This is a genomic window from Streptomyces sp. NPDC058291 (assembly GCF_042880855.1).
GTDB lineage: Bacteria > Actinomycetota > Actinomycetes > Streptomycetales > Streptomycetaceae > Streptomyces.
Genome location: NZ_JBHVYK010000136.1, coordinates 1 through 13958, shown reverse-complemented (window position 1 = coordinate 13958; position 13958 = coordinate 1). Strand labels below are relative to the sequence as shown.

The 13958-nt window shown below is 70.9% G+C and carries 11 protein-coding genes; 7 read left to right on the top strand and 4 right to left on the bottom strand.

Annotated features, from left to right (window positions below; all coding sequences use genetic code 11):
* From ACFVYK_RS36490 to ACFVYK_RS36475, 4 genes are all read left to right on the top strand, one after another.
* Positions 1–3477: multifunctional oxoglutarate decarboxylase/oxoglutarate dehydrogenase thiamine pyrophosphate-binding subunit/dihydrolipoyllysine-residue succinyltransferase subunit (locus tag ACFVYK_RS36490; RefSeq protein ID WP_389781034.1), on the top strand; the 3477-nt coding region annotated here is incomplete at its 5' end.
* A gap of 535 nt (positions 3478–4012) precedes the next feature.
* On the top strand, positions 4013–4192 hold the full coding sequence (locus tag ACFVYK_RS36485; protein WP_046418474.1) for a DUF6104 family protein: 180 nt from the start codon (positions 4013–4015) through the stop codon (positions 4190–4192).
* Between the two features lie 267 nt (positions 4193–4459).
* Positions 4460–5404 (top strand): DUF4097 domain-containing protein, encoded by a 945-nt coding sequence (locus ACFVYK_RS36480; RefSeq protein WP_389781036.1) that lies wholly within the window; start codon positions 4460–4462, stop codon positions 5402–5404.
* 1 nt (position 5405) lies between these two features.
* The gene (locus ACFVYK_RS36475) at positions 5406–6524 is read left to right on the top strand and encodes a helix-turn-helix transcriptional regulator (RefSeq protein ID WP_389781033.1); all 1119 of its coding nucleotides are present in this window, start codon (positions 5406–5408) and stop codon (positions 6522–6524) included.
* A gap of 581 nt (positions 6525–7105) precedes the next feature.
* Here the strand turns inward: ACFVYK_RS36475 and ACFVYK_RS36470 are convergent.
* The 4 genes from ACFVYK_RS36470 to ACFVYK_RS36455 form a co-directional block, all read right to left on the bottom strand.
* Positions 7106–7711 carry a Clp protease N-terminal domain-containing protein gene (locus ACFVYK_RS36470; RefSeq protein ID WP_389781035.1) on the bottom strand — a complete coding sequence of 202 codons (606 nt, stop codon included), beginning with the start codon at positions 7709–7711 and terminating at the stop codon, positions 7106–7108.
* A complete protein-coding gene (locus ACFVYK_RS36465) occupies positions 7711–7920 on the bottom strand; it encodes a helix-turn-helix domain-containing protein (protein ID WP_003997975.1) in 210 nt (69 codons plus the stop codon). The genes ACFVYK_RS36470 and ACFVYK_RS36465 overlap by 1 nt, the downstream gene beginning before the upstream one ends.
* 123 nt (positions 7921–8043) lie before the next feature.
* Positions 8044–9009, bottom strand: a complete 966-nt coding sequence (locus ACFVYK_RS36460; RefSeq protein WP_389781032.1) for a zinc-binding dehydrogenase — start codon at positions 9007–9009, stop codon at positions 8044–8046.
* A gap of 299 nt (positions 9010–9308) precedes the next feature.
* Positions 9309–10538, bottom strand: a complete 1230-nt coding sequence (locus tag ACFVYK_RS36455) for an NADP-dependent malic enzyme (protein WP_389781031.1) — start codon at positions 10536–10538, stop codon at positions 9309–9311.
* Between the two features lie 629 nt (positions 10539–11167).
* Between ACFVYK_RS36455 and ACFVYK_RS36450 the strand changes: the two genes are divergently transcribed.
* The 3 genes from ACFVYK_RS36450 to ACFVYK_RS36440 are packed head-to-tail and all read left to right on the top strand — an operon-like array spanning position 11168 to position 13896.
* Positions 11168–12130, top strand: coding sequence for an ABC transporter substrate-binding protein (locus tag ACFVYK_RS36450; RefSeq protein ID WP_389781030.1), 963 nt, complete (start codon positions 11168–11170; stop codon positions 12128–12130).
* A 39-nt stretch (positions 12131–12169) separates the two neighbouring features.
* Positions 12170–13138 carry an amino acid ABC transporter permease gene (locus ACFVYK_RS36445; RefSeq protein ID WP_389781029.1) on the top strand — a complete coding sequence of 323 codons (969 nt, stop codon included), beginning with the start codon at positions 12170–12172 and terminating at the stop codon, positions 13136–13138.
* Positions 13135–13896, top strand: coding sequence for an amino acid ABC transporter ATP-binding protein (locus tag ACFVYK_RS36440; protein ID WP_389781028.1), 762 nt, complete (start codon positions 13135–13137; stop codon positions 13894–13896). The genes ACFVYK_RS36445 and ACFVYK_RS36440 overlap by 4 nt, the downstream gene beginning before the upstream one ends.
* Positions 13897–13958 lie beyond the last annotated feature (62 nt).

The window sequence follows — 13958 nt, the reverse complement described above, 5'->3', positions numbered from 1 at the left end:
GCCCCGAAGCCCGCAGCCGCCGCCCCGGCCCCGGCCCCGGCGAAGGCGGCCCCCGCGGCCAAGCCGGCCGCCGCCAAGCCCGCGCCTGCCGCGACGCCCGCCGCCGACGGCCCCGAGTTCGTGACGCTGCGCGGCCCGTCCGCCGCGGTCGCCAAGAACATGAACGCCTCGCTGGAGCTGCCCACGGCCACGTCCGTGCGTGCGGTCCCGGTGAAGCTGCTGTTCGACAACCGCATCGTCATCAACAACCACCTCAAGCGCGCCCGGGGCGGGAAGATCTCCTTCACGCACCTGATCGGCTTCGCGATGGTGCAGGCCATCAAGGCCATGCCGTCGATGAACTGGCACTACGCGGAGAAGGACGGGAAGCCCACCCTCGTCAAGCCGCCGCACGTCAACTTCGGCCTGGCCATCGACCTGGTGAAGCCCAACGGCGACCGCCAGCTCGTCGTCGCCGGCATCAAGAAGGCCGAGACGCTGAACTTCTTCGAGTTCTGGCAGGCCTACGAGGACATCGTCCGCCGCGCCCGCGACGGCAAGCTGACGATGGACGACTTCACCGGCGTCACCGTCTCCCTGACCAACCCCGGCGGCCTCGGCACCGTGCACTCCGTGCCGCGTCTGATGCCCGGCCAGTCGGTCATCATGGGCGTCGGCTCCATGGACTACCCGGCGGAGTTCCAGGGCACCAGCCAGGACACCCTGAACAAGCTCGGCATCTCGAAGGTCATGACGCTCACGTCGACCTACGACCACCGGGTCATCCAGGGCGCCGCCTCCGGCGAGTTCCTGCGGATCGTCGCCAACCTGCTGCTCGGCGAGAACGGCTTCTTCGACGAGATCTTCGAGGCGCTGCGCATCCCCTACGAGCCGGTCCGCTGGCTCAAGGACATCGACGCCAGCCACGACGACGACGTCACCAAGGCCGCCCGCGTCTTCGAGCTGATCCACTCCTACCGGGTCCGCGGCCACGTCATGGCCGACACCGACCCGCTGGAGTACCGCCAGCGCAAGCACCCCGACCTCGACATCACCGAGCACGGCCTCACCCTGTGGGACCTGGAGCGCGAGTTCGCGGTCGGCGGTTTCTCGGGCAAGTCCCTGATGAAGCTGCGCGACATCCTCGGCGTGCTGCGCGACTCGTACTGCCGCACCACCGGCGTCGAGTTCATGCACATCCAGGACCCCAAGCAGCGCCGCTGGATCCAGGACCGCATCGAGCGCCCGCACACCAAGCCGGAGCGCGAGGAGCAGCTGCGCATCCTGCGCCGGCTGAACGCCGCGGAGGCCTTCGAGACGTTCCTGCAGACCAAGTACGTCGGCCAGAAGCGCTTCTCGCTGGAGGGCGGCGAGTCCGTCATCCCGCTGCTGGACGCGGTGCTGGACTCGGCCGCCGAGTCCCGCCTGGACGAGGTCGTCATCGGCATGGCCCACCGCGGCCGGCTGAACGTCCTCGCGAACATCGTGGGCAAGTCGTACGCGCAGATCTTCCGCGAGTTCGAGGGCAACCTCGACCCGAAGTCGATGCACGGCTCCGGCGACGTGAAGTACCACCTGGGCGCCGAGGGGACCTTCACCGGCCTGGACGGCGAGCAGATCAAGGTGTCGCTGGCCGCGAACCCCTCCCACCTGGAGACGGTCGACCCGGTCATCGAGGGCATCGCCCGCGCCAAGCAGGACATCATCAACAAGGGCGGCTCGGACTTCACGGTCCTGCCGGTCGCCCTGCACGGCGACGCGGCCTTCGCGGGCCAGGGCGTGGTGGCCGAGACGCTGAACATGTCGCAGCTGCGCGGTTACCGCACGGGCGGCACGGTCCACATCGTCATCAACAACCAGGTCGGCTTCACGGCCGCCCCGGAGTCCTCGCGGTCGTCGATGTACGCCACGGACGTGGCGCGCATGATCGAGGCCCCGATCTTCCACGTGAACGGCGACGACCCGGAGGCCGTGGTGCGCGTCGCGCGTCTGGCCTTCGAGTTCCGCCAGGCGTTCAACAAGGACGTGGTGATCGACCTCATCTGCTACCGCCGCCGCGGTCACAACGAGTCGGACAACCCGGCCTTCACCCAGCCGCTGATGTACGACCTGATCGACAAGAAGCGCTCGGTGCGCAAGCTGTACACCGAGTCCCTCATCGGTCGCGGCGACATCACCCTGGAAGAGGCCGAGCAGGCGCTGCAGGACTACCAGGGCCAGCTGGAGAAGGTCTTCACCGAGGTCCGCGAGGCCGTCACGGCCCAGCCGAGCGCGGGACCGGTCTCGGACCCGCAGGCGGAGTTCCCGGTCGCCGTGAACACCGCGATCTCCACCGAGGTCGTCAAGCGCATCGCCGAGTCCCAGGTCAACATCCCGGACTACTTCCACGTGCACCCGCGTCTGCTGCCCCAGCTGCAGCGCCGGGCCACGATGGTCGAGGACGGGACGATCGACTGGGGCATGGGCGAGACCCTCGCGGTCGGCTCCCTCCTCCTGGAGGGCACGCCGGTCCGGCTGTCCGGCCAGGACTCCCAGCGCGGCACCTTCGGCCAGCGCCACGCGGTCCTCATCGACCGCGAGACGGGCGAGGAGCACACGCCGCTCCAGTACCTCGCCGACGAGCAGGCGCGCTACAACGTCTACAACTCGCTGCTGTCCGAGTACGCGGTCATGGGCTTCGAGTACGGCTACTCGCTGGCCCGCCCCGACGCGCTCGTGATGTGGGAGGCGCAGTTCGGCGACTTCGTCAACGGCGCGCAGACGGTCGTCGACGAGTACATCTCGGCCGCCGAGCAGAAGTGGGGCCAGACCAGCGGCGTCACGCTCCTGCTCCCCCACGGCTACGAGGGCCAGGGCCCGGACCACTCCTCGGCCCGCGTCGAGCGTTTCCTGCAGCTCTGCGCCCAGAACAACATGACGGTCGCGATGCCCACGCTCCCGTCGAACTACTTCCACCTCCTGCGGTGGCAGGTGCACAACCCGCACCACAAGCCGCTGGTCGTCTTCACCCCGAAGTCGATGCTGCGTCTGAAGGCCGCCGCGTCGAAGGCGGAGGAGTTCACCACGGGCCAGTTCCGCCCGGTCATCGGCGACGCGTCGGTCGACCCGAACGCGGTCAAGAAGGTCGTGTTCTGCGCCGGCAAGGTCTACTACGACCTGGACGCCGAACGTCAGAAGCGCGGGGTCACGGACACGGCGATCATCCGGCTGGAGCGGCTGTACCCGCTGCCCGGCGCCGAGGTCCAGGCCGAGGTCAACAAGTACCCCAACGCCGAGAAGTACCTGTGGGCCCAGGAGGAGCCGGCCAACCAGGGCGCCTGGCCGTTCATCGCCCTGAACCTGATCGACCACCTGGACCTCGCGGTCGGCGCGGACGTGCCGCACGGCGAGCGCCTGCGCCGCATCTCGCGGCCGCACGGCTCGTCCCCGGCGGTCGGTTCCGCCAAGCGCCACCAGGCGGAGCAGGAGCAGCTGGTGCGTGAGGTGTTCGAGGCGTAGTCCCCGGCCGTCACGCGGGAAGGGCCCGGCCTCCGGAGGTTTCCGGAGGCCGGGCCCTTCGGCGTGCCGGGCTGCCGGTCCGGGTCGCGCGGCCCGGACGGCCCGGACGGCCCGGACGGCCCGGACGGCCCGCGAACTGGTGGCTTCGTCAGATGACCTGCGGTTCGAAGTCCCGGCAGGGGCGGTTGCGGGAGGGGGCCGAGACGGCGTGCGGGTGCTTGCTGCCCAGCGTCGCGTCCAGGTCCGTGAGCGCCTCCTGCTCAGTCGTTTCCGCCCGCCGCCGGCGCCCGCCTGCCGCCGGCCCCGCGGGCCGCGCAGGTCCGCCGCGTGGGCGATCCGCGCCACCCCTGTCACGTCCTCACCGCTCATGGCACTCCCCCGCCTCCCCTGTCCCCCGACGCCCGTCCCCCTGCGCCTATCCTTTTCCTGTCCCCTCCGCACCGGAGAGCGACCCCTTCCTCCCCTCGCAGGAACAAGGGTCCTTCCCCCGAGGGCGGAACCCTGTCCCTGCGAGCCACCCCACGGAGCACGATCCATGTACTTCACCGATCGCGGAATCGAGGAACTCGAGAAGCGGCGCGGCGAGCAGGAGGTCACCTTCGAGTGGCTCGCCGAGCAGCTGCGGACGTTCGTGGACCTGAATCCGGACTTCGAGGTGCCGGTGGAGCGGCTGGCCACATGGCTGGCGCGGCTGGACGACGAGGACGACGAATAGGGACGGGGCGGGACCGAGCGGGCCCGGCCCGACCGGGAAGGCCGAACAGGCCGTCCCGCACAACGGGCGGCCGTTCGCCAGGCCGTCGAGCAGGCCGTCTCGGGCGGCCGCGCGCAGAGGGGCGTCGGACGACGCCCCTCTTTCCTCGTTTCCGGGCGGAAGGCTCACCGGAACGAGTGTCTTGACTTTCGATTGCCGCGATATATCGTGTTTTCCGGGAGACGCGATATGGCGTGTCGTGTCGTCACCGTGGAGGAGGTCCGCACCATGACCGAGTGGTCCGTCGCCGAGCCGAGGAAGCTCTCCTTCGACGAGCCCGTGCGCGAACTGCACGTGCGCATCGTCGACGGCACCGTGAACGTGGTGGGCACCGACGAGAGAACAGCCCGCCTGGAGGTGTCCCGGATCGAGGGACCGCCCCTGGTGGTGAGCCATCATGGCGGGAACCTGACGGTGGCGTACGAGGACCTGCCCTGGAAGGGCTTCCTCAAATGGCTCGACCGCAAGGGCTGGCGGCGCAGCGCCGTCGTCTCGCTCGCCGTGCCGGCCGGCACCCGTGTGGAGGTGGGCGTGGTGAGCGCCGGGGCGGTGGTCTCGGGCATCGACGGCCCCGCCGAGGTGAAGGGCGTCAACGGCGACACGACGCTGGTGGGGCTCGCGGGCCCGGTGCGCGCCGACACCGTCTCGGGGAGCGTGGACGCCCAGGCCCTCACCGGCGACCTGCGGTTCAACTCCGTCTCCGGCGATCTGACCGTGGTCGAGGCGGGCTCCTCCGTGAAGGCCGACTCCATCAGCGGATCCATGGTCGTCGACCTGGACCCGACCAGCCGGCCCACGAGCATCGACCTGACGAGCGTCTCGGGCGAGATCGCCATCCGGCTGCCCCAGCCGGCGGACGCGCTGGTGGAGGCGAACACCGCGAGCGGCTCGGTCTCCAACGCCTTCGAGGATCTGCGGGTCAGCGGCCAGTGGGGCGCCAAGCGCATCACCGGGCGGCTGGGCGCGGGCAACGGCAGCCTCAAGGCCACCACGGTCTCCGGCTCGATCGCCCTGCTGCGCAGGCCCGCGGCGGACGAGCCGGACGTCGACGTGCGGGACGAGGGGCGCTCCGGGCCGCCCTCCGGTCCTGGAGACCCCGCCGATTCCGGTCCGGGCGGCGGGAGTTCCTCCGCCGACCCGGCCGACGGCACGACCGACAAGAAGGTGCTCTGAGATGGCTCCCGTCTTCGCCCATGGCCGCCTGCGCCTCTACCTGCTGAAGCTGCTGGACGAGGCGCCACGCCACGGCTACGAGGTGATCCGTCTCCTGGAGGAGCGCTTCCAGGGGCTGTACGCGCCGTCGGCCGGCACCGTGTACCCCCGGCTGGCCAAGCTGGAGGCGGAGGGCCTGGTCACCCACACCACCGAGGGCGGCCGCAAGGTGTACGCCATCACCGACGCGGGCCGGGCCGAACTGGCCGACCGCAGCGGCGAACTGGCCGACCTGGAGCTGGAGATCCGCGAGTCGGTCGCCGAGCTGGCCGCGGAGATACGGGCCGATGTGCGCGGCGCGGCGGGAGAGCTGCGGCGCGAGATGCGGGCGGCGGCCTCGCAGGCGCGCAAGGGCGAGGGGGCCGCCTCCGCGGAGCGCGGGGAGCCCGGCGAGTACGGGGAATACGGGGAACACGGCGACCGGGAGGCGTGGCGGGCCGCCAAGGAGGAGATGCGCCGCGTCAAGCAGGAGTGGAAGGAGCAGGCGCGCCGGGCCAAGGACGAGAGCCGCCGCGCCCGCGAGGAGGCCCAGCAGGCCCGCCGGCAGGCCAAGGAGGCGCAGGACCGAGCGCGTTCCCAGGCCCAGGAGGAGGTCCAGCGCATAGCGCGCCGGGTGCAGGAACAGGTCCAGGACCACTTCACGCGGGGCGACTGGCCGACGGGCGTCCGGGAGGGTCTGACGGAACTCGCCAAGGAGTTCGGGGAGTTCGGCAAGGACTTCGGACGGGAGTACGGCAAGGACTTCGGTTTCGGCCGCCCCGGCGCCACGGGTTCGACGGCCGCCGAGTCGTCCTCGGCGACGAAGCCGGCCGGGTCGACGGAGACCGCGGCGAGCGCACGTCCGGAGTACTCCCGCACCCCGGAGGACTTCCCCGCCACGTACGAGCCGGCCTGGGCCCACGAGGACTCCAGCGGTGACCCCGCCCGGGATCTGGACCGCCTCCTGGACCGCTTCCGGGACGACATCCGCGACGCGGCCCGCGACCACGGCGTCACCGGTGAGCAACTCCGCGAGGCGCGCCGCCATCTGTCGACGGCGGCGGCGCACATCGGCGTGGTGCTCCGCCACCCGAAGCCCTGACCCGAACCTGACGCCCGAATCCGGCGCCCCCATCTGGACCCGATGTCCGGAGCCGGGGCCCGGAGCCGGGGCCCGGATCCGGACCTGACGCCCCGGTGTGCGGCGCCCGAGCCCGGACCCTGGCCCCGCGTCCCGGGACCAGAGGCCCACAGCCCTGAGCCGGAAGCCCGGAGCCTGGCCCCGCGTCCCCGGACCGGGAGCCCACAGCCCCGACCCCGCGTCCCCGGGCCGGGGGCCCACAGCCCTGACCCCGGGCCCGGACCCGGAACCCGCGCCCCCGGACCGGGAGCCCACAGCCCTGACCCCGGGCCCGGACCAGGAACCCGCGCCCCGGCCCGGGAACCCACAGCCCTGACCCCGGGCCCGGACCCGGAACCCGCGCCCCGGCCCGGGAGCCCACAGCCCTGACCCCGGGCCCGGACCCGGAACGCCCGCAGCCTTGACCCCGGGCCCGGACCCGGAACCCGCGCCCCGGCCCGGGAGCCCACAGCCTTGACCCCGGGCCCGGGGCCGGGAGCCCGTAGCCCTGACCCCGGATCCGGGCCCGGGCCCGGGGTCACGGCCCGCGGCTGCGTCTCGCCTCAGCCGGCCCGGGCGGCGACGCCCCCGTGGCCGTCGCCCTCGGCGTCGCTGTCGTCGCCGTACAGCACGCGGGCCAGGGAGGTGTAGGTGACGCCGTGGTCGGCGAGGATCTCCGAGGGGGCGCCGCGGCGGGCGGTCAGGGCGAGCAGCAGGTGCTCGTCGCCGATGTGCCGTTCGCGGCGGGCGACGGCGATGCGCAGCGTGTCGGTGAGCAGCTCCCTGGCCCCGTGGTCGAAGGGCCGTCCGCCGAAGAGGCGCGCGCCGGCGTTCCCCTCGCCGTCGGCCGCCAGGGCGCCCTCCCCGTGTGCCTCCTCCACCCGCGAGACGATCTCGGAGACGTCGATGCCCAGTCCCGACAGGGCTTGCGCGTCGGCGCGGGAGAGGCCGCCCCGGCGGCGGACCTCGCCCAGATCCCGTACGAGCCCGTCGCGTCCGCCCGGCGGCAGCCCGAGCGCGGCCAGCGCGAACGAACCGCGGCCGCCCTCCCGGTCGAGGAGGGCGAGCAGCACATGCGTCTCCTCGACCCGCTCGGCGCCCGCCCGTTCGGCGTGCGTCGCCGCCGACTGCACCACGGCCCGTGCGTCCTTCGTGAACCGCTCGAACATCATCGCCTCCCGTACTTCTTGTGCACGGCCTGCCTGCTGACCCCGAGTTCCGCGGCGATCTCCTGCCACGACCAGCCCTGGTTGCGCGCGCTGCGCACCTGCACCGCCTCCAGCTGCTCCAGCAGCCTGCGCAGTGCCGCGACGGCGCGCAGCCCGACCCGTGGATCGCGGTCGCCGGCCCGCTCGGCGAGATCCGTTGCTTCGGTCATGACGTCAACTTACGTTGACATCACCCATCCGTCAACCATAGTTGACACGGACGCCGCGAAAAGGGCGGGCCCGGAACCCGGGCCCGCCCTGCGACCGCGTGCGCCGGACGACCGGCGGGCCGGTCAGCCGTTGGTGAGCACGATCTTGCCGAACTGTTCGCCGGACGCGAGCCGTTCGAAGCCCTCTCGGGCCCGGTCGAGCGGAAGCACCTCGTCGATGACGGGGCGGACCCCGGTGACCGCGCAGAAGGAGAGCAGGTCCTCCAGCTCGTCCTTCGACCCCATGGTGGAGCCGACGACCTTCAGCTCCAGGAAGAAGATCCGGGTGAGCTCGGCGTGCGAGGGCCGGTCGCCGCTGGTGGCGCCGGAGATCACGAGCGTGCCGCCGGGCCGCAGCGACTTCACGGAGTGCGACCAGGTGGCCGCGCCGACGGTCTCGATCACGGCGTCCACCCGCTGCGGCAGCCGGGCGCCCGGCTCGACCGCCTCGACCGCGCCGAGTTCCAGGGCCCGCTTCCGCTTGGCCTCGTCCCTGCTGGTGGCGAAGACCCGCAGGCCGGCCGCCCTGCCCAGCACGATGGCCGCCGTGGCGACACCGCCGCCGGCCCCCTGGACGAGCACGGAGTCCCCGGGCCGCACGCCCGCGTTGGTGAAGAGCATGCGGTACGCCGTCAGCCAGGCCGTGGGCAGACAGGCGGCCTCCGCGAACGAGAGCTCCTTCGGCTTGGGCAGGACGTTCCAGGTCGGCACGGCGACCTGCTCGGCGAAGGTGCCCTGGTAGCGCTCGGTGAGGATGGAACGGGGCTCGTCGGGCCCGACGCCGTGCCCGGTCTGCCCGATCACGGAGTGCAGGACGACCTCGTTGCCGTCCGCGTCGACACCGGCGGCGTCGCAGCCGAGGATCATCGGCAGCCGGCCCTCCGGGAGACCGACGCCCCGGAGCGACCAGAGATCGTGATGGTTGAGGGAAGCGGCCCGGACGTCGACGACGCTCCAGCCGGGACGGGCCTCGGGGGCCGGGCGCTCCCCCAACTCCAGGCCGGAAAGCGGCTGGTCGCGATCGATTCGGGCGGCGTAGGCGGCGAACATGGACCCGACCCTAAAGTCCGCGACCGGCGAGCGAAACCGGGCGACACTGTGAGACACACCCTCTTGCGCTCCGCGCGTTCCCCGTACGGCGCCCGACCCCGGCCCACGACCGAGCCCCGGCCGGAAACACGTCGGCCCGCCCGGCGGCCGGGGGCGAGGACCGTCCCCGGCCGAAGCGGGAGTCCGGGGACGGCAACTCCTGAAACGGCTGGGACGGCGCCCTCGGCCGCACCCGAACGGGCTGGCCGGCGGGCAAAGAAATGGTCCCGCCCTCACGGACGGGACCATTCGGGCGCACGTCAGCGACGAGCGACGCCTTCCGCGCGAGCGGCCGCGGCGACCGCCGCCGTCACCGCGGGAGCGACCCGCTCGTCGAACGGCGACGGGATCACGTAGTCCGCCGCGAGATCGTCCCCGACGACGCCCGCCAGCGCCTCGGCGGCCGCGATCTTCATGCCCTCGGTGATCCGGGACGCCCGCACCTGCAGCGCGCCGGCGAAGACGCCCGGGAACGCCAGCACGTTGTTGATCTGGTTCGGGAAGTCCGACCGCCCGGTCGCGACGACCGCCGCGTACTTGTGGGCGACGTCCGGATGCACCTCGGGGTTCGGGTTGGCCATGGCGAAGACGAACGCGCCCTTCGCCATGGAAGCCACCGCCTCCTCGGCCACCGTGCCGCCGGAGACGCCGATGAAGACGTCGGCGCCGGCCAGCGCGTTCTCCAGCGAGCCGGTCAGCCCGGCCTTGTTGGTGAAGGAGGCCAGCTCGCGCTTGACGTCCGTCAGGTCCTCCCGGTCCGCCGAGACGACGCCCTTGCGGTCGGCGACCGCGACGTCCCCGATTCCGGCCTCGACCAGCATCCTGGCGATGGCGACCCCGGCCGCGCCGGCGCCCGAGATGACCGCGCGCAGCTCGCCGATGCCGCGCCCGCTCAGCCGCGCGGCGTTGCGCAGCGCCGCCAGCGTCACGATGGCGGTGCCGTGCTGGTCGTCGTGGAAGACCGGGATGTCGAGCGCGTCCTGGAGGCGGCGCTCGATCTCGAAGCACCGCGGCGCCGAGATGTCCTCCAGGTTGACTCCGCCGAACGAGGGCGCGAGGCGCACCACCGTCTCGATGATCTCGTCCACGTCCGTGCAGGCGAGCGCGATCGGAACCGCGTCCACCCCGCCGAACTGCTTGAAGAGGATGGCCTTGCCCTCCATCACGGGGAGGGAGGCCTCGGGGCCGATGTCCCCGAGCCCGAGCACGGCCGTGCCGTCGGTCACGACGGCGACGACGGACGACTTCCAGGTGTAGTCGTTCACCAGGTCCGGCTGTTCCGCGATCGCGGTGCACACGCGCGCGACGCCGGGGGTGTAAGCGAGGGACAGGTCGTCCTTGTCGCGGACCGGGACGGTGGCCTGCACGGCCATCTTTCCGCCTCGGTGCAGCGCGAACACGGGGTCGAACGAGTCGAGGGGCTCCGCACCGCCCTCCCGGCCCGTCTGGTCGGCGCTCTCGCTGCGAGGATTGACGATCTCCGCTGCCACTGTGTTGTACCCCTTAGGTCTGCATGGTTTGAGGGTGGCCACTCCTGATTGAGAAGTGGGCGGGCATCGCACAGGGCCCTGAGGTGATGCGTACGGGCGCCTGGCGTCGGGCGCGCCGCACACGCGCCCTGAGCCCCGGATGAGGGGTGTAGAAATCCTTCTTACCGGACGGACACCACACCCGACGAGTCCATTCGGTGCAAGGTCACATCCCCACAGCTGTGGACCTTCGACAGAGATCACCGCGAGTGACGTGGCTCATGCGCGAGGACTCGCCAGGCTCCGGGAAACCCTTGACAACCCTTGACACGGCCTTGACACGGCCTCGGGGCCGACGGGGGACGCACAGCAGGCGATCACATCATGGGAGGAACCGAAGATCTTTCGGCCGGAACGGGAGATTCCCGCAGATGGTCCGGCTCCGTCCGGTCGTGATGTACCGGACTGATGCGGTTCGGGGGTCGCCCGTTATCCGATTTTGACATGGCTGGCCCCCTGAATGGCGTCGTCCGAATGACAAGATGCCGTCATCACACGAGGTCGCGACACCCGAAGGTGTGTGTTCTCGTCGACCCATCGACATGTGTCGAGCCATCGGCATCTCCATCCATCCGCCGGAGGAACCCACCATGACCGCACGCTCCACCCGACACACGACCGCCGCGCGCACCCGCCTGGCAGCGGTCGGATCCCTCGCGGTCGCGGGCGCCCTGCTGCTCACCGCCTGCGGCGACCAGACCAACAGCGGCGGCAGCTCCTCCGAGGCGTCGAGCAGCTCCGACAAGGCCCCCCTCTTCTCGAAGCTCCCGGCCGACATCCAGAAGGCGGGCGTGATCAAGGTCGGCACCAACGCCGAGTACGCCCCGATGGAGTCCGTCGAGGGCGGCAAGATCGTGGGCGTCGACCCCGACATCGCCGCCGCGCTCGGCAAGCAGCTCGGCGTCGACTTCCAGTTCACCTCGGGCGGCTTCGACACCCTGATCACGGCGGTCAACACCGGCCGCTACAACGTCGCCATGTCGTCGATCACGGACACCAAGCAGCGCCAGGAAGGCCTGGACGACAAGGGCAAGAAGCTGGGCGAGGGCGTCGACTTCGTCGACTACTTCACCGCCGGCACGGCCGTCTACGTGCAGAAGGGCAACCCCAAGGGCATCAAGACCCTGGACGACCTCTGTGGTCAGACGGTCGCCGTGCAGCGGGGCACCACCTACGAAGTGGCCCTGCAGACGCAGTCCAAGAAGTGCACCGGGGGCGGCAAGAAGGCCCTCAAGATCGAGTCGTTCGAGAACGACACCGAGGCCCAGACCCGCGTGAAGTCCGGCGGCGCCGTGGCCGGCGTCAACGACTACCCGGTCGCCGTGGACATGGCCCGCAAGGCGGGCAACGGCGACACCTTCGAGGTGCTCGACAAGCAGTACGAGGCCGCACCGTTCGGCATCGTCGTCGACAAGAAGAACACCCAGCTGCGCGACGCCCTCAAGGAGGCCGTCGACGCGATCATCAAGGACGGCTCCTACCAGAAGGTGCTGGAGAAGTGGGGCGCCGAGAGCGGCGCGATCAAGTCCGCCTCGGTCAACGGCGGCAAGTGATCCACCCGCACCTCTTGAAGTCTTCGAAGGGCAGTCCCCATGACTGACAAGTTCGACAAGTCCTCGGCGGGCGCACCGCCCGAGGACACCCCGCCGGTCGCCAAGGAGTCGGCGTTCTCCGGCCCCCCGGAGGCCATCAAGGCCATCCCGGTGCGCCACTACGGCCGCTGGGTCAGCGCCGTCATCGTCCTCGCGCTGCTGGCGCTGCTGGTCAACGCCTTCGCCAAGGGCGACATCCAGTGGCACACCGTCGGTGACCAGCTGTTCGACTCGACGGTCATCGCGGGCGCCGGGCGCACCCTGCTGATCAGCGTCCTGTCCATGGTGCTGGGCGTGGTCCTGGGCGTCCTGCTGGCCGTGATGCGGCTGTCCAAGAACCCGGTGACCAGCACGGTCGCCTGGGTCTACATCTGGTTCTTCCGCGGCACGCCGGTCTACGTCCAGCTGCTGATGTGGTTCAACCTGGCGCTGATCTTCCCCGTCCTGAACCTCGGTCCGATCTACAAGGACGAGATGACGGACGTCATGACGCCGTTCATGTGCGCCCTGCTCGGCCTCGGTCTCAACGAGGCCGCCTACATGGCCGAGATCTGCCGGGCCGGCCTGCTGGCCGTGGACGAGGGACAGACCGAGGCCGCCCACGCGCTCGGCATGAGCCACGGCAAGACGCTGCGCCGCATCGTCATCCCGCAGGCCATGCGGGTGATCGTGCCGCCGACCGGCAACGAGTTCATCAACATGCTGAAGACCTCGTCGCTGGTGTACGTGGTGACGTACAACGAACTGCTGCGTTCGACCTCGGTGATCGGCTCCTCGTCGTTCGCCGTGATGGAACTGCTCTTCGTCGCGTCCATCTGGTACCTGGTCATGACCAGCGTCTTCAGCGTCTTCCAGTACTACCTGGAGCGCTACTACGCCCGCGGTTCGAGCCGCAGCCTGCCGCCCACGGTCTTCCAGAAGATCCGGGCGAACCTGTTCTCGATCGGCCGCGAAAGGGGTGCGGCATGACCGCGATGGTGAAGTCCGAGGGCGTCCACAAGTCCTTCGGCGCGGTCGAGGTCCTCAAGGGCATCGACCTGGAGGTCAAGAACGGCGAGGTGTTCTGCCTCATCGGCCCGTCCGGCTCCGGCAAGTCGACGTTCCTGCGGTGCATCAACCACCTGGAGAAGATCAACGCCGGCCGGCTGTACGTCGACGGGGACCTGGTGGGCTACCGCCAGAAGGGCGACAAGCTGTACGAGCTCAAGGACAGCGAGGTCGCGCTCAAGCGCCGGGACATCGGCATGGTGTTCCAGCGGTTCAACCTGTTCCCGCACATGACGGCGCTCGACAACATCGTCGAGGCGCCGGTCCAGGTCAAGGGCGTCAGCAAGGCCCAGGCCCGGGAGCGGGCGCGGGAGCTCCTGGACCGCGTCGGCCTCGCCGACAAGGCCGGCAGCTACCCCTCGCAGCTCTCCGGCGGCCAGCAGCAGCGCGTCGCGATCGCCCGGGCGCTCGCCATGGACCCGAAGCTGATGCTGTTCGACGAGCCGACCTCGGCCCTCGACCCGGAGCTGGTCGGCGACGTCCTCGACGTCATGCGCGACCTGGCCGAGTCCGGGATGACGATGATCGTCGTCACCCACGAGATGGGCTTCGCCCGCGAGGTCGGCGACAGCCTGGTCTTCATGGACGGCGGCGTGGTCGTCGAGTCGGGCAACCCGCGCGAGGTGCTGACCAACCCGCAGCACGAGCGGACGCAGGCGTTCCTGTCGAAGGTCCTGTAGAGGCGCCGTAGGCGGCGCTGCGGTGCGGTGTGCGAGGAGGGGCGGTACGGAGATCTCCGTAC

Excerpts from the sequence above, each read along its gene's own strand:
- ACFVYK_RS36485 (WP_046418474.1), top strand. The coding sequence starts at position 4,013 with ATGTACTTCACCGATCGCGGAATCGAGGAACTCGAGAAGCGGCGCGGC.
- ACFVYK_RS36480 (WP_389781036.1), top strand. The coding sequence starts at position 4,460 with ATGACCGAGTGGTCCGTCGCCGAGCCGAGGAAGCTCTCCTTCGACGAG.
- ACFVYK_RS36475 (WP_389781033.1), top strand. The coding sequence starts at position 5,406 with ATGGCTCCCGTCTTCGCCCATGGCCGCCTGCGCCTCTACCTGCTGAAG.
- ACFVYK_RS36470 (WP_389781035.1), bottom strand. The coding sequence starts at position 7,711 with ATGTTCGAGCGGTTCACGAAGGACGCACGGGCCGTGGTGCAGTCGGCG.
- ACFVYK_RS36465 (WP_003997975.1), bottom strand. The coding sequence starts at position 7,920 with ATGACCGAAGCAACGGATCTCGCCGAGCGGGCCGGCGACCGCGATCCA.
- ACFVYK_RS36460 (WP_389781032.1), bottom strand. The coding sequence starts at position 9,009 with ATGTTCGCCGCCTACGCCGCCCGAATCGATCGCGACCAGCCGCTTTCC.
- ACFVYK_RS36450 (WP_389781030.1), top strand. The coding sequence starts at position 11,168 with ATGACCGCACGCTCCACCCGACACACGACCGCCGCGCGCACCCGCCTG.
- ACFVYK_RS36445 (WP_389781029.1), top strand. The coding sequence starts at position 12,170 with ATGACTGACAAGTTCGACAAGTCCTCGGCGGGCGCACCGCCCGAGGAC.
- ACFVYK_RS36440 (WP_389781028.1), top strand. The coding sequence starts at position 13,135 with ATGACCGCGATGGTGAAGTCCGAGGGCGTCCACAAGTCCTTCGGCGCG.